At 70.6% G+C, this 21,086-nt stretch carries 20 protein-coding genes; 8 read left to right on the top strand and 12 right to left on the bottom strand.

Annotated features, from left to right (window positions below; genetic code table 11):
- Window positions 1–6: 6 nt before the first annotated feature.
- Window positions 7–1,560: an LCP family protein gene (locus AB0J64_RS46015; RefSeq protein ID WP_364042318.1), complete on the bottom strand. Its 1,554-nt coding sequence runs from the start codon at window positions 1,558–1,560 to the stop codon at window positions 7–9.
- A 167-nt stretch (window positions 1,561–1,727) separates the two neighbouring features.
- Window positions 1,728–2,732: a neutral zinc metallopeptidase gene (locus AB0J64_RS46020; protein ID WP_364042320.1), complete on the bottom strand. Its 1,005-nt coding sequence runs from the start codon at window positions 2,730–2,732 to the stop codon at window positions 1,728–1,730.
- Between the two features lie 568 nt (window positions 2,733–3,300).
- Between AB0J64_RS46020 and AB0J64_RS46025 the strand changes: the two genes are divergently transcribed.
- Complete coding sequence (locus AB0J64_RS46025; RefSeq protein WP_344984680.1) at window positions 3,301–4,170, top strand: LysR family transcriptional regulator; 870 nt, start codon at window positions 3,301–3,303, stop codon at window positions 4,168–4,170.
- Between the two features lie 62 nt (window positions 4,171–4,232).
- On the opposite strand, the gene AB0J64_RS46030 is transcribed toward AB0J64_RS46025, so the two are convergent.
- Together AB0J64_RS46030 and AB0J64_RS46035 are read right to left on the bottom strand one after the other, a co-directional pair.
- Window positions 4,233–5,579, bottom strand: coding sequence for an ATP-binding protein (locus AB0J64_RS46030; RefSeq protein ID WP_364042322.1), 1,347 nt, complete (start codon window positions 5,577–5,579; stop codon window positions 4,233–4,235).
- Complete coding sequence (locus AB0J64_RS46035) at window positions 5,572–6,246, bottom strand: response regulator transcription factor (protein WP_364042324.1); 675 nt, start codon at window positions 6,244–6,246, stop codon at window positions 5,572–5,574. Before AB0J64_RS46035 ends, AB0J64_RS46030 begins: the two co-directional genes overlap by 8 nt.
- A 127-nt stretch (window positions 6,247–6,373) precedes the next feature.
- Between AB0J64_RS46035 and AB0J64_RS46040 the strand changes: the two genes are divergently transcribed.
- The 3 genes from AB0J64_RS46040 to AB0J64_RS46050 are packed head-to-tail and all read left to right on the top strand — an operon-like array spanning window position 6,374 to window position 9,571.
- The gene (locus AB0J64_RS46040) at window positions 6,374–7,585 is read left to right on the top strand and encodes a DUF2092 domain-containing protein (protein WP_364042326.1); all 1,212 of its coding nucleotides are present in this window, start codon (window positions 6,374–6,376) and stop codon (window positions 7,583–7,585) included.
- On the top strand, window positions 7,582–8,556 hold the full coding sequence (locus AB0J64_RS46045; RefSeq protein WP_364042328.1) for an ABC transporter ATP-binding protein: 975 nt from the start codon (window positions 7,582–7,584) through the stop codon (window positions 8,554–8,556). The genes AB0J64_RS46040 and AB0J64_RS46045 overlap by 4 nt, the downstream gene beginning before the upstream one ends.
- The gene (locus AB0J64_RS46050; protein ID WP_364042330.1) at window positions 8,543–9,571 is read left to right on the top strand and encodes an ABC transporter permease; all 1,029 of its coding nucleotides are present in this window, start codon (window positions 8,543–8,545) and stop codon (window positions 9,569–9,571) included. The genes AB0J64_RS46045 and AB0J64_RS46050 overlap by 14 nt, the downstream gene beginning before the upstream one ends.
- A 519-nt stretch (window positions 9,572–10,090) precedes the next feature.
- On the opposite strand, the gene AB0J64_RS46055 is transcribed toward AB0J64_RS46050, so the two are convergent.
- Entirely contained in the window at window positions 10,091–10,816 is a 726-nt protein-coding gene (locus tag AB0J64_RS46055; protein ID WP_364042332.1) for a YcnI family protein, read from the bottom strand.
- Window positions 10,817–10,864: 48 nt separating this feature from the next.
- The gene (locus AB0J64_RS46060) at window positions 10,865–11,431 is read right to left on the bottom strand and encodes an MFS transporter (RefSeq protein WP_364042334.1); all 567 of its coding nucleotides are present in this window, start codon (window positions 11,429–11,431) and stop codon (window positions 10,865–10,867) included.
- 118 nt (window positions 11,432–11,549) lie between these two features.
- Between AB0J64_RS46060 and AB0J64_RS46065 the strand changes: the two genes are divergently transcribed.
- Window positions 11,550–12,032: a hypothetical protein gene (locus AB0J64_RS46065; RefSeq protein ID WP_364042336.1), complete on the top strand. Its 483-nt coding sequence runs from the start codon at window positions 11,550–11,552 to the stop codon at window positions 12,030–12,032.
- On the opposite strand, the gene AB0J64_RS46070 is transcribed toward AB0J64_RS46065, so the two are convergent.
- The 3 genes from AB0J64_RS46070 to AB0J64_RS46080 are packed head-to-tail and all read right to left on the bottom strand — an operon-like array spanning window position 12,026 to window position 14,419.
- Window positions 12,026–12,772 carry an ATP-binding cassette domain-containing protein gene (locus AB0J64_RS46070; RefSeq protein WP_364042338.1) on the bottom strand — a complete coding sequence of 249 codons (747 nt, stop codon included), beginning with the start codon at window positions 12,770–12,772 and terminating at the stop codon, window positions 12,026–12,028. The two genes, AB0J64_RS46065 and AB0J64_RS46070, sit on opposite strands and share 7 nt — an antisense overlap.
- Before the next feature lie 2 nt (window positions 12,773–12,774).
- Window positions 12,775–13,563, bottom strand: a complete 789-nt coding sequence (locus AB0J64_RS46075; protein WP_364042340.1) for an ABC-2 family transporter protein — start codon at window positions 13,561–13,563, stop codon at window positions 12,775–12,777.
- Window positions 13,556–14,419 carry an ABC-2 family transporter protein gene (locus AB0J64_RS46080; RefSeq protein WP_364042342.1) on the bottom strand — a complete coding sequence of 288 codons (864 nt, stop codon included), beginning with the start codon at window positions 14,417–14,419 and terminating at the stop codon, window positions 13,556–13,558. The genes AB0J64_RS46075 and AB0J64_RS46080 overlap by 8 nt, the downstream gene beginning before the upstream one ends.
- 226 nt (window positions 14,420–14,645) lie before the next feature.
- On the opposite strand from AB0J64_RS46080, the gene AB0J64_RS46085 reads away from it, so the two are divergent.
- The 3 genes from AB0J64_RS46085 to AB0J64_RS46095 all read left to right on the top strand — a co-directional run bounded on the left by AB0J64_RS46085 (window position 14,646) and on the right by AB0J64_RS46095 (window position 18,246).
- Window positions 14,646–15,623: an alpha/beta hydrolase gene (locus tag AB0J64_RS46085; protein ID WP_364042344.1), complete on the top strand. Its 978-nt coding sequence runs from the start codon at window positions 14,646–14,648 to the stop codon at window positions 15,621–15,623.
- A 113-nt stretch (window positions 15,624–15,736) separates the two neighbouring features.
- A complete protein-coding gene (locus AB0J64_RS46090; RefSeq protein WP_364042346.1) occupies window positions 15,737–16,573 on the top strand; it encodes a siderophore-interacting protein in 837 nt (278 codons plus the stop codon).
- A 203-nt stretch (window positions 16,574–16,776) separates the two neighbouring features.
- Window positions 16,777–18,246, top strand: coding sequence for a protein kinase (locus tag AB0J64_RS46095; protein WP_364042348.1), 1,470 nt, complete (start codon window positions 16,777–16,779; stop codon window positions 18,244–18,246).
- On the opposite strand, the gene AB0J64_RS46100 is transcribed toward AB0J64_RS46095, so the two are convergent.
- The 3 genes from AB0J64_RS46100 to aceA form a co-directional block, all read right to left on the bottom strand.
- The gene (locus AB0J64_RS46100; protein WP_364042350.1) at window positions 18,233–19,429 is read right to left on the bottom strand and encodes a hypothetical protein; all 1,197 of its coding nucleotides are present in this window, start codon (window positions 19,427–19,429) and stop codon (window positions 18,233–18,235) included. The two genes, AB0J64_RS46095 and AB0J64_RS46100, sit on opposite strands and share 14 nt — an antisense overlap.
- The gene (locus AB0J64_RS46105; protein ID WP_364042352.1) at window positions 19,426–19,929 is read right to left on the bottom strand and encodes a SigE family RNA polymerase sigma factor; all 504 of its coding nucleotides are present in this window, start codon (window positions 19,927–19,929) and stop codon (window positions 19,426–19,428) included. Before AB0J64_RS46105 ends, AB0J64_RS46100 begins: the two co-directional genes overlap by 4 nt.
- Window positions 19,930–20,073: 144 nt before the next feature.
- Window positions 20,074–21,086 (bottom strand): isocitrate lyase (gene aceA / locus AB0J64_RS46110; protein WP_364042354.1); only part of this gene is annotated, 1,013 nt, incomplete at its 5' end.

Below are 21,086 nucleotides of genomic sequence, written 5' to 3' on the forward strand. Positions count from 1 at the left end.
GGCCCGCTATGCCAGGCCGCAGAGCTCGCTGAGGGACTTGGCGCCGGTCTTCTGGGAGTTCCTGGTCGGCGTCTGCGTGGGCGTCGCGGCCTGCGTGCGCGTCGGCGAGGCCGAGGAGGACGTCACGCTGGGGGACGCGGTCACATTGGCCGTCTGCGCCTGCCCGGCGGGCCGCGTCGAGTCGCTCAGCGCCTTCTTCGCCGCCTGGCGGATCTTCACCCAGTCGGGCCGGCCCGAGTAGAACTCCGGCGGGACGAACTGCAGGCTGGTGATCCGCGCGCTCTTGACCTTGACGGCCAGCTCCACCAGCGGCTGCAGCAGGTGCTCCGGGATGTTGGTCTTGGCCAGCCGCTTGGCCGCGCCGGCGATCTTGGAGAAGTTGGCGAGGATCTTGGCGGGGGTGGCCTGCTGGGCGAAAGCCCCGATGACGCAGCGCTGGCGGGCCATGCGGGAGAAGTCGTCGCTGTCCACGCGGGAGCGGCCGTACCAGAGCGCCTGCTCGCCCGAGAGCTTCCGGTAGCCCGCCTTGATGGTGCCCGCCGTGCCGAAGTGGCCGCCCCACTTGACGTCCTGCTCGACGCGGATCTTGAGGCCGCCGATGGCGTCGACGAGGTCCGCGAAGCCGTACATGTTCATCAGCATGTAGTAGTCGATCTTGAGGTTCAGCGTGTAGCCGATGGCGTCCATCAGCGCCCGGGGGCCCTTGTCCTTGCCGCCCATGAGCTGCGGGTTGTCGTTGGCGTACTGCCAGACCTCGTTGAGCAGCCCGCCGTTCGGGAGCTCGGCCATGTAGCCGTTCGGGAACTGCTTGTGCAGCGGCGACGTCGGCGGGAAGCGCACGTGCTGCAGGTTGCGCGGCAGGCTGAACAGCACGGTGTTGCCTGTCTTGAGGTCCACGCTGGCCACGTTCATGCTGTCGGTCCGCACGCCGGTGCGGTTGCCTGCCGCGTCGCCGCCGATGAGCAGGAAGTTCACGCGGTCCTTGCCGCCCCACGGGTCCTCGCCCTCCTTCGGAGGGGGCGGGACCTCGGGGTCCTCGGCCTGCGAGGGGAAGATCTGCTTGATCGTGTCCCGAAAAGTCAGCACATAGTTGGCCGTCAGCGCGAACGGCGACATCACCGCCACGCACAGCACCCCGACCAGGATGCCGGTGAGCACCTGGCCCTGCTGGTTCAGCCGGTTGGGGCCGAGCGCGATGTACGAGGTCACCAGCACCGCGAACCACGCCAGCGCGCAGACCGTGGCCACGATGATCACCGTGATCTGCGCGCTGTCGCCGGCGAAGGCGGTGAGGTTCTCCAGGTTCCGGGTGAGCCCGAAGGCCAGGGCCGCCAGCAGCAGCACCACGTACGCGCCCAGGAGCGCCAGCCCGGCACGGCGGCGCCCGGCGCGCAGATGGGCGGCGCCGGGCGCGATGGCGGACAGGGCGGTCCATCCGAGTACGGAGGCGGTCGTGAGGGGCTTGGCGAAGCGAGGGGCGGAGGAGCCGGGACGCGGGCGGCGGATGGGCCGCCGTTTCGTGTCTCCGGGTACGGTCTCTGCCCCGTCGCTGTTGCTCACACCCGGCTCCTTACACGCCTACCAGGTAAAACTGGTGTTTGTCCCCCTTTGGGGGCAAGATTGCCAGGATTCTAGCTGCCATATCTGGACATCAGAGACATGTGCCCAAGCTGAGATGAACATTGCGTGCATTGTGGGGGATTTTTTACCTTTCACCTGCACGAAGGTCAGGAGACCGTCGAGGCCGGCGCGAGCCACGTGTTGCACTGGTACGTCTTGCTCTTCTCCCAGCCCTGCCTGAACCAGAGGTTGTTGTTCGCGGGCCTGCCGTGGTCGCGCGGCCAGCCCGGATAGTCGCCCACCTGGCCGTAGAACCAGAACAGGCGCGAGCGCAGGGAGGTGGTCACCGGGTACGACGACGCCACCGACCGCATCCACATGCCGCCGAAACAGGTGGCCTGCAGCTCCAGCCGCCTGCTGAGCGCCAGCTTGCCGCTCTGGCCGGAGGAGTCGAGGCTCGCCTGCCACCAGGAGTTCATCATGCCCGTGATGTTCTGGACGTGGTGCCCGTACTCATGGGCCAGCATGCTGATGATGCCGCCGTGCCAGGAGATGATCTGGCCGTACCCGCGGGCGTTGCCGTTGCCCCTCGCCATGGCCGAGGTGGAGGCGTAGATCGTGTTGTTGCGCGGGCAGTAGTACGGCACCATGCTGCCCGCCGACGGGTAGTCGCCGCACGCGCCCCTGCCCCGCTTGGCCGCGATGGCGTAGCTGGGCGGGCTGAACTGGATGCCCTGCTTCTCCAGGATCGGGCCCCATGCCTGGTCCATGCACTTGCCGGTCTTCAGGATCAGCGCCTTGAGCTGGCTGTGGCTGAAGATGTTGGCGTTGCCGGCGGGGCAGCTCAGCCTGGGCAGCGAGCCGGCCCGGTACATGGTGTTGTTCTTCAGGCTCGTGTTCAGGGTGACCTTGGGCTGCTGCGGCTGGGTGGGCGTCGTCTCCGGCTCGCCGGTCTCCTGCTGGGTGGGCTCCTCGGAGTGCGACCGCGTCGGCGTCCAGTCGGGGGTGGGCTCGTCGGTGGTGCTCTCCGACGGCTCGTACGTCGGGATGGCGACCGGCGTCGTCGTCTCCGACCTCGACGAGCTCTTCAGCATCGCCGCCCCGATGACGAGCAGCACGAACAGCGCCGCGACCGACCCGACCACGGTGCCGATCACCCCGATGACGCCCATGCCCGACTTCTTGCGCTGCGGCGGCCCCCACTGCGCCGGCGGCAAGGGTGGCGGAGGGGGAGGGGGAGGGGGTGGCGGCGGCTGCCGGTACGGCTGCTGTCCGTACGGCTGCTGTCCGTACGGTGGCGGCGGGTACTGTGGGCCGCCCTGCGGCGGGTACGCCGGCCCCTGAGGCGCCTGCTGAGGCCACTGCGGTTGGGGAGGGCCCTGCGGGGGAGCTCCGGGAGGGGGCGGTGGCGGGTACGGTTGCCTGCCGCCCTGCTGCTGCGGCCGGCCGTAGTTCGGCGGCGGCCACGGCAAGGACGGCGGCCTCTGTGGCTGCCCTGGCCCCTGTGGCGGGGGTGGATAGTGTCCGTTCCCTGTCACCGTGTCTCCCCGTTCACCCGGTTGTCTGGAATGGATGGCTCTGGGGTGCGACTTGCCGGACCCTTGCCAAATTTGGGGCAAAAGCATACTGATTTATCACCCGTCACGGATGTAGCAGTGCTCGGTTACGGTCCGAAATCATTCGAGGTGATCTCGGTTATCTCCCGGTCTCCGCGGCGGGCGTTGCCCTAGCTTCGTTGGCATGAATCTCCAGCAGCTCCGCTATGTGGTCGCGACTGCGGAGCACCGCACCATGACCGACGCGGCCAGATCGCTTTACATCGCGCAGCCTGCGCTGTCACGCGCGATCCGCGATCTTGAGCGAGAGCTCGGCATGACGCTCTTCGCTCGTTCCGGCCGCGGCGTGGTCGTCACCGCCCAAGGTCGTCGGGTGGTCAAGCTGGCGAGGGAGGCACTCGATGCCGTTCACGAGATCGAGAGCCTGGCCAACACCAGCGGAGTCACGGACGCCGAGCTCCGCATCGCCTCCACGCCCAGCCTCGAACCCGGCCTGGCCGGACGGCTGCTCCCGGCCTACGCGGCCGAGCACCCGGGAGTACGCGTGCACATCGTCCGCTGCGACGGCAGAGACGCCGTGGTCAGCGCCATCAGGGACCAGCGGGCCGACCTCGGGCTCACCGATCTGCCCGTCCCCACCGACCTCATCACCCACCCGCTCGAGCGCCAGGAGATCGTGCTGATCTCCCCGCCCGGGCTCGAACTCCCCAATCCGGTGCCGATGGGCAAGCTGCACGGCATGCGCCTGGCACTCCCGGCCCGCGGCAGCATGCGGCGCAGGGAGCTGGACGCGATGTTCGGCAAGTACGCGGTGAGCCCCGTGGTCGTGCTCGAAACCGACGAGCGCAACGGCTGGCTCAACGCCGTACGCGCGGGCCAGGCGTCGTTGCTCTGGTACCGCGGCATGGCCGAACAGGCCGCCCGCGCAGGCTTGATCGTGCGCTCGCTCGAGCCCGCCGTGCGGCGCGTCATCGCCGTCGTGCACGCCCGCCGCCGCCTTCCGCTGATCGCCCAGGACTTCCTGGCCACCGCAGAAAAGGGGACAGCCGCCTGACCAGATTCGGAACGCTCCACAGCTAGGAAACACCCGCACCAGAGAACGCACGCGAAGGCCCGTCAGGGGGAGACGGGCAGCCGCACCACAGCCCGCAGCCCAGGTCCGGCGTCCTCCAGGACGACCGTCCCGCCGTGCGCCCGCACGGTCTCGCGTACGATGGCCAGCCCCAGCCCGGCGCCGCCCTCGTCACGGCTGCGACCGGAATCCAACCTGGTGAAACGGTTGAAGACGCGCTCGCGATCCTGCTCGGGAATGCCCGGCCCGTCGTCGGTCACCGTCAGCACGCCGTCCGCGGTCAGTGCCACCTCGATCTTCGACGAGGTATGACGTACCGCGTTGTCCATCAGGTTCGTCAGCACCCGGCTCAGGTCGAGGGCGTCGCCCCGCACCACGACCGGGTCGCACACCGTCAGGCGCGCCTCGGCGTACCTGTCGACGATCTGCCGCACCACCTCGTCCAGCTCGACGGGCTCGCGCCTGGCGGGCACGCCGCCCCGCTCGTCCAGCCTGGCCAGCGCCAGCAGGTCCTCGGCCAGCCTGGACAGCCGCATCGTGTCCTCCAGGACGCCCTCGGCGGTCTCCTGCCAGTCCTGACCCTCGGGGTGCCCGAGCGCGACCTCCAGCTGCAGCCTGATGCTGGCGAGAGGGCTGCGCAGCTCGTGCGCGGCGTCGGAGACCAGCGCCCGCTGGCGCTGCTCGGCCTCCTCAAGCCGGGCGAGCATGTCGTTCAGCGTGGTGGCCAGCGAGTGCACCTCGTCGCGCGACTGCGGCACCGGCAGCCGGCGCGATCGGGCCGTGTGCGTGATCTCAGCCGCGCCCCTGCGCAGCGCCGCGATCGGGCGCAGCGTACGGCCGATCATGAGCCAGCTCGCCACCGCGAGCAGCACGATCAGCGCGGGCGTGCCCACCAGCAGCACCCTGCCGGCCGTGCCCAGGCTGGTCTGGATCTCGCTGACGGGCCTGGCCGCGATCACGGTCTGCCCGCGGTCCGCGCGGAGCACGATCACCCGCAGGAACCCGGCGATCGCGTACGGCCGGCCGTCCAGGAACGTGGCCTGCCCGTGCTTCAGCACCTTGGCCCTGGCCGCGGCGTCCAGCAGCGGAACGAGCCGGTCGGTGCCGTACGTGACGTGCGTGATCCGTCCCTGGGCGTCGATGACCTGCACGATCGTGCCGTCGTGCGTGGTGATCGGGCTGGTCAGCGTGCCCGCGTCGGCCGCCACGCGCACGGACTGGGCCTGCTGCCTGGTGGACTCGTCCACCGTGTCCATGAGCGCCCGGTCCAGCACGCTGAGCAGCACCGACGCCGACACGGCCAGCGCCAGCGCGAGCACCGCGGCGGCCGCCACCGTGAGCCTGAACCGCAGCCCCTGCCGCCGCCACCAGAGGAGCGGGGAGTCAGCCACCGTCGCCCGCCAGGCGGTAGCCCGCGCCGCGCACGGTCTGGAGCGCGTTCCTGCCGAAGGGGGCGTCGATCTTGCGCCGCAGGTAGCCGACGTACACCTCGACGACGTTCGGGTCGGTGTCGAAGGTGTCCCAGACGTGCTCGAGGATCTCCGCCTTGGACACGACCTCGTCCCGCCGCCGCATCAGGTACTCCAGCAGCGCGAACTCCCTCGGCGTCAGCTCGATCGCCTTCCCGTCCCGCTCGACCCTGCGCCGCGCCGGGTCCAGCGACAGGTCGCCCGCCACCAGCACCGACGGCCGCCGCCCCGAGTCGCGCCGCAGCAGCGCCCGCAGCCTCGCCACCAGCACCACGTACGAGAACGGCTTGGTCAGGTAGTCGTCGGCCCCCAGGTCCAGCCCGTCGGCCATGTCGTATTCGCCGTCCTTGGCGGAGAGCATGAGGATCGGCACCCAGTTCTCCTCCGCGCGCAGCTGCTTGCACACGTTGTAGCCCGACAGCCTGGGCAGCATGATGTCGAGCACCACGATGTCGTAGTCGCCCTGCCTGGCCGCGTGGAGCCCTTCCTCGCCGTCGTGGGCGAGGTCCACCGCGAACCCCTCAGCTTGGAGCCCCCGCTGGAGCGCGGCGGCCATCCGCCGTTCGTCCTCGACGACAAGTACTCTCATGTGGCAATTCTCCTGTTCCTGCCCTGAGATGACGCTGAGAAGACTGAGAGCCGTCTCAGACAGTCTCAGGTTTGCCTAAGGATGCATCACGCAGGCTCTGAGCATCGACATACCGTTAAGGAGTGAGATGCGCAGAGGCACGTTCGTGAGGTGGGGAGTCCCGATCGCCGCCGCGGCGGTGATCGGAGCCGCGATCGGCGCCGGCCCCGTGATAGCCGCGGTGAGCGGTGACCCCGTGCTGCCGGAGCGTTCGGCGCAGCAGCTGCTGGCCGACGCCGTGGCGGCGACCAGCAAACAGGGCGGCATCCCGCCGATGTCCGGCACCGTGCAGCAGACGGCCTCGCTCGGCCTGCCGGCGCTGCCGCAGACCGGCGCGGAGTCGCCGCTGAGCCTGCTGTCGGGCTCGCACGAGGTGAAGGTCTGGTACGGCGCGAAGGACAAGCTGCGGGTGGCCATGCCGACCCAGCTGAACGAGACCAACCTGATCGTGAACGGCGACCAGGCCTGGTACTGGGAGAGCGCCACCAACACCGCCACCAAGGTGACCGTCAAGGAGGGCAAGGGGCAGGAGCACAACCTGGCCACGCCCAAGCCGACCGACCTGACCCCGCAGCAGGTGGCCGAGCGGCTGCTGGCCAACGTCGACGAGCACACCGCGGTCCGCGTGATCAACACGGCCGAGGTGGCGGGCCGGTCGGCCTACCAGCTCGTGCTGGCGCCCAAGGACGCGGGCTCGCTGGTGCAGGAGATCCGCATCGCGCTCGACGGCGAGACGTACGTCCCGCTGCAGGTGCAGGTCTACGCCAAGGAGTCGGCCGAGCCGGCGTTCCAGGTCGGGTTCACGCAGGTGACGTTCACGCCGCCGGCGGACGAGAACTTCACCTTCACCCCGCCCGCGGGCGCCAAGGTGAAGGAGCAGACTCTCGGCACGGACCTCTCCCAGGGCGCGGAGCAGCGCGCCGAGCACGCCAAGGACGTCGCGGACCGGGCGAAGGTCGTGGGGCAGGGCTGGACGACCGTGGCGGTCGTGCCGTTCTCGCTGTCGGACCTGAAGGCCGGGACGCCCTCGGACACGGGGACGCCCTCGGACACGGGGACGCCTTCGGCCACCGGGACGCCTTCGGACCGGGGTGATGGCAGGCGCTTCGGCGGCGGCGGCGCCGACCCGAGCGCACTGGTCGACAGCGTGCTGAAGTCCGCCACCCCGGTGAGCGGCGCGTGGGGCTCGGGCAAGCTGATCAAGACCAAGCTCGTCACCGCCCTCCTGACCGACGACGGCCGCCTCCTGGTCGGCGCGGTCACCCCGGAGGAGATCACCAAGGCGGCGGGCATCAAGTGACCGCCGTCACGCAGGAAGCGGGGGCGCCCTTCGGGGCGGCCCCGCCCTCCGGGGAGTTCTCGATCGTCACGGAGGGGCTGACCAAGCGCTTCCGCGGCGGCCAGGTCGCCGTGGACGCGCTCGACCTGGCCGTCCCGCGCGGCTCGGTCTTCGGCTTCCTGGGGCCGAACGGCTCGGGCAAGACCACGACGATCCGCATGCTGCTCGGCCTGGTCGCGCCGACGTCGGGGGAGTACTCCGTGCTCGGCCTGCCGCAGGACCAGGCCCTGCCCAAGGTGGGGGCGCTGGTCGAGGGGCCGGCGTTCTACCCGTACCTGTCGGGCTCGGCCAACCTGACGCGCTTCGACGCCGCCGACCCCACCGCCCCGCGCGGCACCGCCAGGCGGCGGATCGCCGAGGCGCTCGAGCGCGTGGGCCTGTCGGCCGCGGCCGGCAAGCGCTACCGCAACTACTCCCTCGGCATGCGCCAGCGCCTGGCCATCGCCGCCGCCCTCCTGGGGCCGCGCGAGCTGCTCATCCTGGACGAGCCGACCAACGGCCTCGACCCGCAGGGCACGCGCGAGGTCCGTACGCTGGTCAAGGAGATCGCCGCCGACGGCACGACCGTCTTCGTCTCCTCGCACCTGCTGGCGGAGGTGGAGCAGATGTGCACGCACGCGGCGATCATGCGTACCGGGAAGCTCGTGGCGCAGGGCACGATCGCCTCGCTCAGCGGCGGGATCGTGGCACGTGTCCGGGTGGAGACGCCTGACGTGGCGGACGCCGCCCGGGTGCTCGGCCGGCTCGGCCTCGCCGACGTGCGGTCCGCGTCCGGAGAAGTGACGGCCGAACTGGGCGGGCACGCGCCGGAGCGGATCAACGCCGCGCTGGTGGAGGACGGCGTGGCCGTACGCGGGCTGGCCGTGCTGCGGCCGAGCCTGGAGGACGTGTTCGTCGGACTGACAGGGGAGGGCTTCGATGTCGATGGCTGAAACGGCGGGACCCTTGGGACCGGCCACGTCGGCTTCGGTGCCGTCGGCTTCAGCGTCGTCGGTGTCGGCGGCTTCGGTGTCGGCCTCCGAGACGCAGACCGCCCGGCGCACGCCCGGCCTCGTACCCGTCACGGAGACCATGCGCACCACGGAACGCCGTCCGCCGGAGCCATCCGGCGCCGCTCCTGTCCTCGCGGGAAGGACGTGGCCGTTCTGGCGCCTGCTCGGCTCGGAGCTGGGCCTGACCTTCCGCCGCCCGCGCAACCTGGTGATGCTGGCCGTGCTCGGCGTCGTGCCGGTCGTCATCGGCGTGGCGCTGCGCATCGTCAGCTCCGAAGAGGGCATGGGCGGGATCATCGCGGACGTCGCGGGCAACAGCCTGATGCTGACGTTCGCCTCGTTCTCGTTCCTCGTGCTGCTGCTGATGCCGGTCGCCGTCAGCGTGGTGGCGGGCGACTCGATCGCGGGCGAGGCCGGGGCGGGGACGCTCCGCTACCTGCTGGCCGCGCCGGCGGGACGCACCCGGCTGCTGCTGGTCAAATACCTCAACGCGGTCGTCTTCGCGTACGCGGTGACCGCGGTGGTGGCGCTGACCGCCCTGCTGACGGGCCTGATCCTCTTCCCCGCCGGTCCTGTGACGCTGCTGTCGGGCACCACGATCTCGCTGACGGACGGCCTGCTGCGCATCCTCATCGCCGTCGGATACGTCGGCGCCGGGATGGCCGCCCTGGCCGCCATCGGGGTGGCGCTGTCGACGTTCACCGAGGTCTCCATCGGGGCCATCGCGGCCACCCTGGTGCTGGTCATCGTCTGCCAGGTGCTCCGGGCGATCCCCGAGCTGAACTCGATCACGCCGTACCTGCTGCCGACCAGGTTCACGAACTTCGACGCGGTGCTGCGCAGTCCGATCGACATGGGGGCGCTGAGGGACGGGCTGGTGGCGTTCGGGGCGTACATCGTGCTGTTCGGCTCGATCGCGTGGGCGCGCTTCTCCGGCAAGGACATCACCTCCTGAACCCCGCCCCGCCGGCCCGGGTACCGCCCGGTCCGGCGACTGCGCTGGACGCCACCCGCACGCGACGACGCATGCGCGCCCCCCGCAACCACGCCACGCCGCCCGCCCCGCGCTCGGCCGTGTTCGCTACGCGGATGCGGCGCCTGCCACGCGCTCGGCCGTGTTCGCTACGCGGATGTGGCGCCCGCCGCGCACACGGTCGCGCTCGCTACGCGGATGCGGCCGTCCCGCGCGACGGCGCCCGCCCTGCGCGACGGCGCCCGCCCCCCATGCAAACGTCGCCCGGCCTGTGCGACGGCGCCCGCCCCGCACTAGGACGCGCCCCGTCGGCGTCACATGACGCGTGCGCCTGCTTCGGGCCGGAGGCTCCGTCGTTTCGAGGCGCCGCGTCGGTGAGGTGGTGGACGGCGGAGACCGGCGCAAAGCGGGCGGTGCTCGGTCCCTGGTGAGGCGGTGGAAAGGCGCCCCGCCCGCCCGGGACCCTCGGTGCGAGTCCGGGCGGGCGGGGCGTCGGCGGCGTCAGGAGGTGGGGCGGCGGCGGAGGCCGAGGGCGCCGATCACGATGCCGATGACGCCCACCACCAGCCCGGCCCCGCCCAGGAGGCGGGCCGTCCCGTCAGAGGCGGACGCCGAGGCCGCCACGGGAGTCATCGAAGGGGCGGCACTGCTCGGAGCGGCGGAGGCGGAGGCCATGCCGTGCTGATCGTCATCCCCGCCGGCAGCAACCAGCTTGAGCGTCGGGGCAGGGTGCTCGGCCTCGGTGCCGTCAGCCTTGGGCGGGTCGGCCCAGGTCACGACCTCACCCCCCGAGTACGTCTGCTTCGTCGGGAACGTCAGCGACTCCGTGTCCTTGGGCAGCTGCCCCATGGACACCTCGAACTCCTGGAACTCCCCAGAGTTGATCTTGCCGCCCGACCACACGATCTTGGTCACGGCCTCCTTGAGGTCGCCGTACTCGGTCTTGACCGGCTTGGGCAGCTTGCCCTGCGTGACCTTGACGTCCCAGCCCGGCAGGGGCTTGACCGACACGAACGCCAGCGGATGGTCGGTCGGGAAGTCGACCTCGATCTTGACGGTCGAGGCGTCGTCGCGTTCGTTCGGCACCCGGAACGCGACCTTGGTGAACCCGCCCTGCTCGGCGGTGCCCGGCTGGATGGTGACGTGGGCCAGCGCCGGGATGGCGAGCCCGACCGTGAGGGCGGTGGCGGCGGCGAACACGGTCGCCGTACGGCGTACGAAAGACATACGGAGAACTCCACTTGGTGAATGGGGAAGGAAAGGGGTGTCAGATGGTCAGGCGGGAAGTGGAGGACCTCGCCTGGCCACGCAGTGCCGGAACTCCGGCTGGTGCGGGACGACCCTGGTCAGCACGATCGGCGCGGCAGGCCGTACGACGGGCACGGCGATCGCCGGCAGCAGGATGAGACGGCGGCCGACGAGGCGCAGCAGCGACCAGAGCGCGGCCTCGCCGCGCGCCAGCCACAGGCCCGTGATCAGCGTGGCCGTCACGTGCGTGAGCAGCATCCCGGTGGTCACGCTCAGGCCGCCCTGAGCATGGTTGTGCACGATGACGTTCGTCGAGAAGAGCCCGCGCAGCGAGAAGTAGGCCCCGCCGTCGCCCGCGAACAGCTCGTGCAGCCCCAGCTGAGCACCCATCAGCACGATGGTGACCGTCGCCGTCGAGCGCTCCCTGCCGCACAGCGCCAGCCCCAGCGCGGACACGCCCGCGAGCCCCAGACCGGCGGCCCACGGCGCGGGTGCCGAGCCGCCGCCCAGCATGTGGGCGAACGCGGCGAGAGCCACGCAGACGGCGGAGAAGGCGGCCGTCCGCGCGAGCCGGAGAGGGAGTTGCGCATGCATGGGTGTGCCTCATGCTCTCACGGGGCAGTCACTCATGAGACCCGGAGTACGAAGTCGACAATAACTGTCCGAAATGCGCATTTGTCGCTAGGGTCGTGCCGACCGCGTTGACATAGAGGTGAGAACGTTGCGGCACTTAGGTGGATTCTTCATCGGGCTTGTCGTGACGGCGGCCTTGCTGGGAGGCGGCGGCTGGGCCGTTCAGCAGGCCGTCGGCAATGCGGCGGCGAACCCACCGGACAACCAGAAGATGTGGATCGCGCTGGGCGCGATGGCCGCGATCGGGCTGGTCTACGGGTTGGTGGTGGCGGGCCGGATATCGCCGCTGGCGACGTTCGTGCCGTCGATGGTCCTGCTGGCCTGGACGGTCGTCTACGCCCTCGACGTGAACCGGGCGCTCTCCCTCATCCCGAGCGAGCCGTCGGTCCACCAGCTCATCAGGGACGCCGGCTTCGGCGCCAAGACGTTGCTCACGACGGGCGTGTACGCCCTGCTCGGCGTGGCGCTGTTCATCCCCGTGCTGATGCCGTCGCGCTGGTCGCGGCGGGACGACGACCTGGACGAGGACTACGAGGCCACGCCGGAGGGCAGCTACTACTGAGGCGCGGCCGTGTAGAGGCGGGTGACCACCTCCTCGAGGCTCGACTGCTCGGGCGCCGTGGCCATCAGGTCGTCGAGCGTTCCGTCGAACGCCAGCCGCCCGTGGTCGATCAGCATGACCCGGCGGCACAGGCGTTCGATGTCGCCCAGGTCATGCGTGGTGAGCAGCACGGTCGTGCCCTGCTCGGCGTTGATGCGCTGCAGGAAGTCCCTGATGCTGGCCTTGCTCACCACGTCCAGCCCGATCGTCGGCTCGTCGAGCACCAGCACGTCGGGCGCGTGCAGCAGCGCCGCCGCCAGGTCGCCGCGCATGCGCTGCCCCAGGCTGAGCTGGCGCACCGGCGTGCGGATGAACTCGCCCAGGTCGAGCGTCTCGGTCAGCTCGCCCAGCCGCGACCTGAACGTGGCGCGGTCCACCTTGTACAGGTGGCGGATCAGCTCGAAGCTGTCGGCGAGCGGCAGGTCCCACCAGAGCGTCGTGCGCTGCCCGAACACCACCCCGATCCGCCGCGCCAGGGTCGTGCGCCTGCGCGACGGGTCGAGCCCGGCCACCCGGACCCGGCCCGACGTGGGCGTCAGGATGCCGCAGAGCATCTTGATCGTGGTGGACTTGCCCGCGCCGTTGGGTCCGAGGTAGCCGACGAACTCCCCGGCCGACACGGTGAACGACAGGTCGCGCACGGCGTGCACGACCCTCCGTTTGATCTTGAACGAGCGTCCGGCCCCGTCAAGTTCGATCATGGTCAACTCCCCGTGGATCGGTAGTGCCTGATGCCCTGCCGCCAGGCCAGCCCGGCCAGCAGGGCGAGGACCAGCGCGGCGACCGGTCCGGCGAATCTCATGAGCTCGGGCGTGCCGAACGGGTCGGCCCGGCCCAGCACGTACAGGCCGGGCTGCCAGTTGACGAAGGCCAGAGGGAACACGTACGTCACGGCCCTGACCAGGTCGCGGGCGTAGATGCTGAGCGGGTACTGGTTGAGCTGGGCGCTGCCGTACGTCAGGGCGTTGGACACCTCGGGCGCGTCGGTCAGCAGGAACTGGATCGCCCCGGCCAGTGTCCACAGCGCCGCGAAGATGACCACGCCCGTGACCACCATGACCGGGATCATCCAGGCACGCCGCCAGTCGAGGTCGAGCGCGGCGATGCCGTAGCCGAGCACGATGACCGACTGCACGACCCGGCCGATCCGGGCGGGGACGAAGCGGTCGGTGGCGAGCTGGACCCACGCGCTCACGGGCCTGATCAGGATCGTGTCGAGCGTGCCCGCCTTGATGTGCTGGCTGATCCGGTCGATGTTGCTGACGAACGTGTCGCAGACGGCGAACGACACGCCGGCGGCGCCGTACAGGAAGAGGACCTCGTCGCGGGAGAAGCCGGCGAGGGTGGTGGTGTTGGCGAAGACGATCAGGATCACGGCGACGTCGAGGCTGGCGGTGACGACGCCGAACAGGATCATCAGCGCGAACGACACCGGGTACGCCGCCGCGGCGCGGGTCCAGGTCCACAGCAGCAGGAAGTACGTCCTAACCACCCTGGATCACCACCTTGTGGCGGATCGCCCTGGTGGCGAGCGCGCCCAGCCCGAGCAGGACCACCGCCCAGAGCGCCTGGAACGCGAACGTCTCCAGGGCCGGAGCCTTGCCGAGGTAGAGGTCGGTGGGGAGCTGGACCATGGCCGCCCAGGGCAGCGACATGGCCAGGTCGCCGAGCCGGCCGGGAAACAGGTGCAGCGGCACCAACATCCCGGAGAAGAACGTGGTCAGGACCATCGACGCCACGGCGACGCCGCGGTCGTCGACGAGCCAGCAGACGGACAGCGCCATTAGGTAGCGCCAGCCGAAGCTGACGACGACGGCGATGGCGAAGCCGGTCAGGAACGCCAGCCACTGACCGAGGCTGTTCGGGGTCGCGATCCCGAACAGCGCCGCGCCGACCAGCATGGGCGGGATGCCGCGGACCAGGAACAGGTACGCGGCCCTGCCCAGATCCTCGGCCAGCGTCCAGAGCTGGAGCGAGGCCGGTCGGACCAGGTCGAGCGCGATGTCGCCGCTGCGGATGCGCTCGGGGAGGCCGAGCCCGCCGCCGAACAGCTGCATCGGGGCGATGAACGCCTGGGTGATGAAGCAGAACGTGATGGCGTCGGACATGTCGTAGCCGGCCAGGCCGGGGCGGGCCTGCCAGAGCGCGATGAGGATGTAGGCGCGCAGGACGCCGAACACGCTGTTGGTGAACGCGCCGGCGATCGCGGCCCAGACGTAGGTGGCGTGTTTGCGGAAGCCGTACCGGACGAGCCGGGCATAGAGCGGTATGGTTTTGCACCTCCGGGGGGTGAGGACACGGTTACGAGCCGTGTTCGGACCCGCGCACGGGTCTGCCGATGGGAGCACGGAATTATGCGACGAGGACTACATGCCTCGCAACGCAATAAACCTCAGCGGTCCGTGAGGCGATAGCCGCCTGGTGAAGTGCGGCGCTCTCGGGGCAGAAGACCGGTATGACGTCGTACGGGCAGGTAAGCGGGACACAACTGGGAAATATCCAGATAAGCGACGAGATACTTACTGGCCGGTAGAACGATCTCGTTGAGGGAAGGAGATCCGTCGGAGGGTCAACATGCGGATCGACAGGGACGTGATGCCGGAGCATCCGTTGAGCTGGCAGGCCCGCGCGCTGATCGGCCTGATGCACGGCACCCTGAAGCCGGCTTCGACGCTGCTCATGCGCCATCCTCTCGCGCTGGTCTGCGCCGCCCGGCTCGGTGATATCGGGCGGCTGGTCAGGATGCCTCAGCCCGAGCACGTCACCATCGCGCCCGAGGCGTTCTCGGCGTGCGAGGGTGAGTGGGTGCGGGGCGGCCCGGCGCTCGACGAGCGCAAGGCGGTGCTCTATTTCCACGGCGGCGGCTACTTCTCGTGCTCGCCGCGTACCCATCGGTCCATCACGTGGCGGCTGTCGGCGGCGGCCAAGCGGCCGGTGCTGGCGCTCGACTACCGGCAGGGGCCCGTGCACCAGCTGTCCGACTCGCTGTCCGACGCGCTGGACGCGTACGACTGCCTGCTGGGACGCGACTACGCGCCCGAGGACGTCATCCTGGCGGGTGACTCGGCGGGCGGCCACCTCACGCTGGCGACGTTGCTGGCGCTGCGCGACCGGAAGCTCCCGCTGCCGGGGGCGGCGATCTGCCTGTCGCCGTGGGCCGACCTGACGGATTTCCCGCGCCGCGCGAACCGCTGGCAGGACCCCATGCTGCCGGCCGGCCGGGTGCGGTGGCTGGCGCGCCGGTGGACCTCCGGTCTCGACCCCAATGATCCGCTCGTCTCGCCGGTGCTGGGGGACTTCACCGGGCTGCCGCCCCTCATGATCGTGACCGGTTCGACCGAGGTGCTGCGTGACGAGGCCAGGAGAGTGGCCGAGCGGGCGCGCGAGGCCGGGGTCCAGGTCCGGTACGAGGAGTGGAAACACATGCCGCACGTCTTCCCGATCCTCGCGGACGTGCTCCCCGAGGCCCGGCTGGCGTTCCGGCACATGTCGCACTTCCTGCGAGCGGTGGCCGCCCGGCGCGCGGCCGCGGGGGACATCGCCGCGGCGTGAAAATTGACCACCCAAAATGAGCACTGCCCCTTTTGAGGTGATCGGCGTACGCTGGCACCTTCAGGGAAGTGTAAGGTTAGGTATACCTAACTTTAAGTCAGGGGGCCTGTTTGATGGCTGAGAAGCCCACGGATCATCACCGAGGCGTCGTCCTGCGGACCGAGCGGCTCACGCGGAACATGGTCCGCGTCGTCGTCGGGGGCGACGGTCTGGCCGACTTCGCCACTTCCGGGTTGACGGACCACTACGTCAAGCTGGTCTTCCCGTACGAAGGGGTGGAATATCCCGAGCCGTTCAGCGTCAAGACCTGCCGCGAGACGATGCCGCGCGAGCACTGGCCGCGGCTGCGGACCTACACCGTACGCGCCTGGGACCCCGACAGCCGCGAGCTGACCCTCGACTTCGTGGTCCACGGCGACGAGGGGCTCGCCGGACCGTGGGCCGACAATGCCGTTCCCGGCGACGTCCTGCTCATGCTCGGCCCCGGCGGCGGATACGCGCCCGACCCCGCGGCCGACTGGCACCTCCTGGTGGGCGACGAAAGCGCGCTGCCCGCCATCGCCGCCTCGCTGGAGGAGCTGGCGGACGGCGCGCCGGCGCACGTGCTGATCGAGGTGGACGCGCCCGAGGACGAGCAGAAGATCGAGACGGCCGCTGACGCGCGGATCACCTGGATCTACCGGGGCGACCGCCCGGTGGGCGAGAAGCTCGTGGAGGCGGTGCGGGCGCTGGAGTTCCCCGAGGGTGAGGTGTGCGCGTTCGTGCACGGCGAGGCGGGGTTCGTGAAGCAGCTCCGCCACCACCTGCGGGTCGAGCGGGGGATCGCGATGGACCAGCTGTCGATCTCCGGATACTGGCGGGCGGGGGCCGACGACGAGCAATGGCGCGCGATCAAGCGTGACTGGAACCGGCGGGTCGAGGCCGAGGAGGAAGAGGCGCTCGCCTCCTAGCCACGCCAGGGCGAGAACACCACTTCAGACCGTCGAACCACAGCACTTACTCACCCCGGAGAAACAGCCGCCTTACCTCCAATACCCCTTATGACAGACATGCGGAAAGCCTCCGCGGATCCGGCCACAGTGTGCTTTGCCGTGTCCCTGATCAGGAGAGGCGAAACCGGATGGCGCGTGGTGCGAGTGACATGCCTCCTGGCGTGCGACCGCTTACGGTGGGCGACCCGGTCATCATCGGCCGGTACCTGCTCCTCGGCCGCCTCGGCACGGGCGGGATGGGAGTGGTGTATCTGGCCGAACACCCTCAGGGTGGCCTGGTCGCGCTCAAGACGCCGCATGCGGTGCATCTCAACGATGCCACGTTACGCGCCCGTTTCGCCGAGGAAGTGGCTTTCTCGCGAAGATTGGTGCCGTTCTGCACGGCGGCGGTCGTGGAGGACGGCACCGACAAGGACCGCCCCTACCTGGTCACCGAGTACATCCCGGGCCCCGCGCTCTCCCAGGTCGTCGGGGCCAGAGGGCCGCTCACGCCCGACCTCGCGTACGGCGTGGCGCTCGGCGTGGCCGCGGCCCTGGTGGCGGTGCACGAGGCCGGGCTGGTCCATCGGGACCTCAAACCGGGCAACGTGCTGCTGTCCACGCGGGGACCGCGGGTCATCGACTTCGGCATCGCGCGCGACGTCGACACGCTGGCCGCGCACACGCAGGCCGGGCAGGTCATGGGCAGTCCCGGATGGGTGGCGCCGGAGCGGCTGACGGGCGGCCCCGCGGTGCCCGCCTCGGACGTGTTCGCCTGGGGATGCCTGGTGGCGTTCGCCGCGACGGGCCATCACCCGTTCGGCGGCGGGGAGGCGGATGTGCTGACCCGGCGCATCCTGTTCGACCCGCCGCGGCTCGCGGGCGTGCCCGCGATGCTCCGGCCCGCCGTCGAGGCCGCGCTGGTCAAGGACCCCGCCGGCCGTCCCACGTCCGCCGACCTGCTGCGGGCGCTGCTGGCCGCCGGGGGCGTCGGCGAGCCATGGGATCTGCGGCAGTCGGTGGCCGGGGTGCTGGAGGAGATCTGGACTCCGGTGCCCTATCCGGCCGGGGGAGGCCGGGTACGTCTCGCGCCGCCGGAGGCGGATGTGGAGCGTTCCCGCAGACGCAGGGCGAAGGCCGGGGCGCACCTGTCGCACGCCAGTTTCGCGGCCCTCGCCACTGTGTCCATCGCGGCCGTCACGGTGATCGCGGCGGCGGGCGGCGACGGGGTGAGCGTCGGGGGAGGCTCGCTGCTGCCGGGCAGCCCGTCCGTCGTGCAGCCCCACGGCAGCGCCGAGTCCACCGTCCGCCCGACGGCCACCCCCACCGCGCCCGCACCGCTCACCCGGGCTGGGAGGGCGGCGCCCACCACGTCCACGCCCACGATCTCCGCTGCCGTCACGCGGACGCGGGGCCCATCCACCCTGCTCAAGCCTTCGCCCGAGCGCAAGAACACGTTCCAGCCGGCGGCCACGAGCGGTCCCGACGCCCCCGATCCAGGTGGGTGCATGAACCCGGCCGGGAGGCGCTCCGCCAGGAGGGACTGCCCGCAGCCGTCGCAGTCGATCACCACGATCCCGCAGGACGGACCCGGCGAGTCGCCAGACCCGACCGAGTCCGTCCCGGAGACGCCGACGGCTACCGGATCTTAGCCAGGTCGATCAGGTAGAGGTCGTTCCCGAGCGTGTAGCTGAAGAGCCTGCCGGTCGCATCCGGGGACGGCAGCATGATGGAACTGCCCTCACCGCGGATGCCCAGGTCGCCCGATTTGCCGCTGTCCACGTCGTACAGTCCCACGCCCTCGGGCTTGATGCCGCCGTAGGACGAGAAGTAGAAGCGGTCCTGGGTCGGCGGGAGCGGTGGGACCATGACCTCCGGCACGATCTTCTGATCGGAGCCGTCACGCTTGCGGAAGAAGGACTCGCCCTCGGCGGTGGTGCCGGCACAGATGGTCACTCCGCAGACCCCGAGCTGCTCGCCCGGGTTCACGACGGCCGTTCTGGTCTCGCCGGTCTCCATGTTGACGATCCGGCCGAACCTGGTGCCGTTGGGCTCGCCTCCCGACCCGGGCCTGCCGGCCCACGGCCAGGACAGCAGGTGCAGCCCGGTGCCCCTGTCGACCGGTTGCACCTCCCCGCCCTCGACGGGAACGGTGAAGACCCCGCCCGTGTACAAGGAGAAAGCGATCTTGTCGTTGACCATGGCGAGCCCGTCGATCCCGCTGCCGTCGTCGGCCACGTCGAGCCGCCGGTCACCGACGATCTTCGCGGTGCCGCCGTCCAGCGGCACCGCCCACAGGTGCGCGACGCGGTCCTTCGTCTCGGTCCACCAGGCCACGTAACCGCTCCCCGCGGTGAAACCGTTGGCGAAGCCCGTCGTGTCCTTGGGCGTCGGCACAGCGGCGATCTTGCGTGGCGTGTCACCGTCGAGGTCGTACGCGTAGACGGCGGCCGTGCGATCGGACCCCGTCGAGCTCGTCATGAGCAGCGTGTGGTCGTCGATGAACGTCCGCGGCCGCCACGTCCCCCCGTCCGGGCTCTTCGCCGGGATCTTCCGCACCGCCTCCGGCCAGACCTTCTCCACGGGCCCGGCCGGCTTCTCGGAGCGCGGCGCCGAAGCGACGGGCACCGCCGTGATCGTGTCGCCCCCGCGGACCACGGCCAGGCTCCCGCCCGCGGCCAGCACGACCGCCGCCGCGGCCAGCGCCATCCGGGCCCGCTGCCTCCGGCGCCGGTGGATCCCCTCGAGCCGCTGGGGCAGCAGGGCCGGCAGCCGGGGCGCCTGCTCGGCGGCCTGGTCGAGTGTCCTGCGCAGGGTCTGCTCAACGTCGGTCATCGTACGTTCCCCCTCGTCAGTTGCTCAGTCGGGATGGCGGCGCGGAGCTTGTCCAGCGCGCGGGCGGCCTGGCTGCGTACCGTGCCGCGTGAGATCCCGAGGACGTCGGCGATCTCGGCGTCGTCGAGCTGCTCGTAGTAGCGCAGCACCAGCACCGCGCGCTGCTTGCGTGGCAGGCCCGCCAGCGCCTGCCACATCCGGCGCTCGTCGCCGCTGGGCAGCGCGTCGTGGTGCTCGCCTTCCGGCAGGTCCCACGCGAGTAGTTCGCGCCTGCGCCGCCGCCAGACGGCGATGTGCAGCCGGGCCATCGTGGTGCGCGCGTAGCTCTCCGGGCTCTCCTTCGAACGCAACCGCGGCCAGGCGCCGCGTAACTTCAGTAGTGCCTCCTGGACCAGGTCGGCCGCGTCATGCGGATTGCCCGCCAGGACATATCCGTAGCGCAGTAGCGCGTCGCCGCGTTCGGCGACGAACTCCGCGAAACGGGGATCAGCTTCCAACACCCCTCGCCCTTCGTCGTTTCCTTCACCTCCGAGAGGAACAAGGTGCGGAAACTGTTGCACGAGAAAGGCCGCGCCAGTGCCGGGGGAGCACTGGCGCGGCCGTCGCCGGGGGCCGCCGCATGCCCGGAGGGCGGTCCGGCGAGATCAGTGGGCGAACTGCTCCTCCTCCGTCGAGCCCTTGAGCGCGGTCGTCGAGGAGTCCGGCGCGACGGCCGTGCTGACCAGGTCGAAGTAGCCGGTGCCGACCTCACGCTGGTGCCGGGTGGCCGTGTAGCCGCGCGACTCGGCGGCGAACTCGGCCTCCTGCAGCTCCACGTACGCCGGCATGCCCTCGGCCGCGTATCCCTGGGCCAGGTCGAACATGCCGTAGTTCAGCGAGTGGAACCCGGCGAGCGTGATGAACTGGAACTTGTACCCCATGTGTCCCAGCTCCCGCTGGAACTTGGCGATGGTGGAGTCGTCCAGGTGCTGCTTCCAGTTGAACGACGGCGAGCAGTTGTAGGCGAGCATCTGGTCGGGGTACTCGGCCTTGATCGCTTCGGCGAACTCGCGGGCCACGTCCAGGTCGGGCGTGCCGGTCTCCATCCAGAGCAGGTCGGAGTACGGCGCGTACGCCAGGCCGCGGGCGACGCAGGCCTGCACCCCGTTCCTGACCCGGTAGAAGCCCTCCGCGGTGCGCTCGCCGGTGGCGAATTCCTGGTCGCGCGGGTCCACGTCGCTGGTCAGGAGCGTCGCGGCCTGTGCGTCGGTCCGCGCGACGATCAGCGTGGGGACTCCGGAGACGTCCGCGGCGAGGCGGGCGGCGTTCAGGGTCTTGATGTGCTGGCCGGTCGGGATGAGCACCTTGCCGCCCAGGTGGCCGCACTTCTTCTCCGAGGCGAGCTGGTCCTCCCAGTGCACGCCCGCGGCGCCGGCCGCGATCATGCCCTTCATGAGCTCGAACGCGTTGAGCACCCCGCCGAAGCCGGCCTCGGCGTCGGCCACGATGGGCGCCAGCCAGTACGGCGTGTCGGAGCTCCCCTCCGACCAGGCGATCTGGTCGGCGCGCAGCAGCGCGTTGTTGATGCGGCGCACGACGGCGGGAACGGAGTTGGCCGGATACAGGCTCTGGTCCGGGTACGTCTGCCCGCCCAGGTTCGCGTCGGCGGCGACCTGCC

The sequence above is a fragment of the Nonomuraea sp. NPDC049695 genome (assembly GCF_040674955.1).
Classification (GTDB): domain Bacteria; phylum Actinomycetota; class Actinomycetes; order Streptosporangiales; family Streptosporangiaceae; genus Nonomuraea; species Nonomuraea helvata.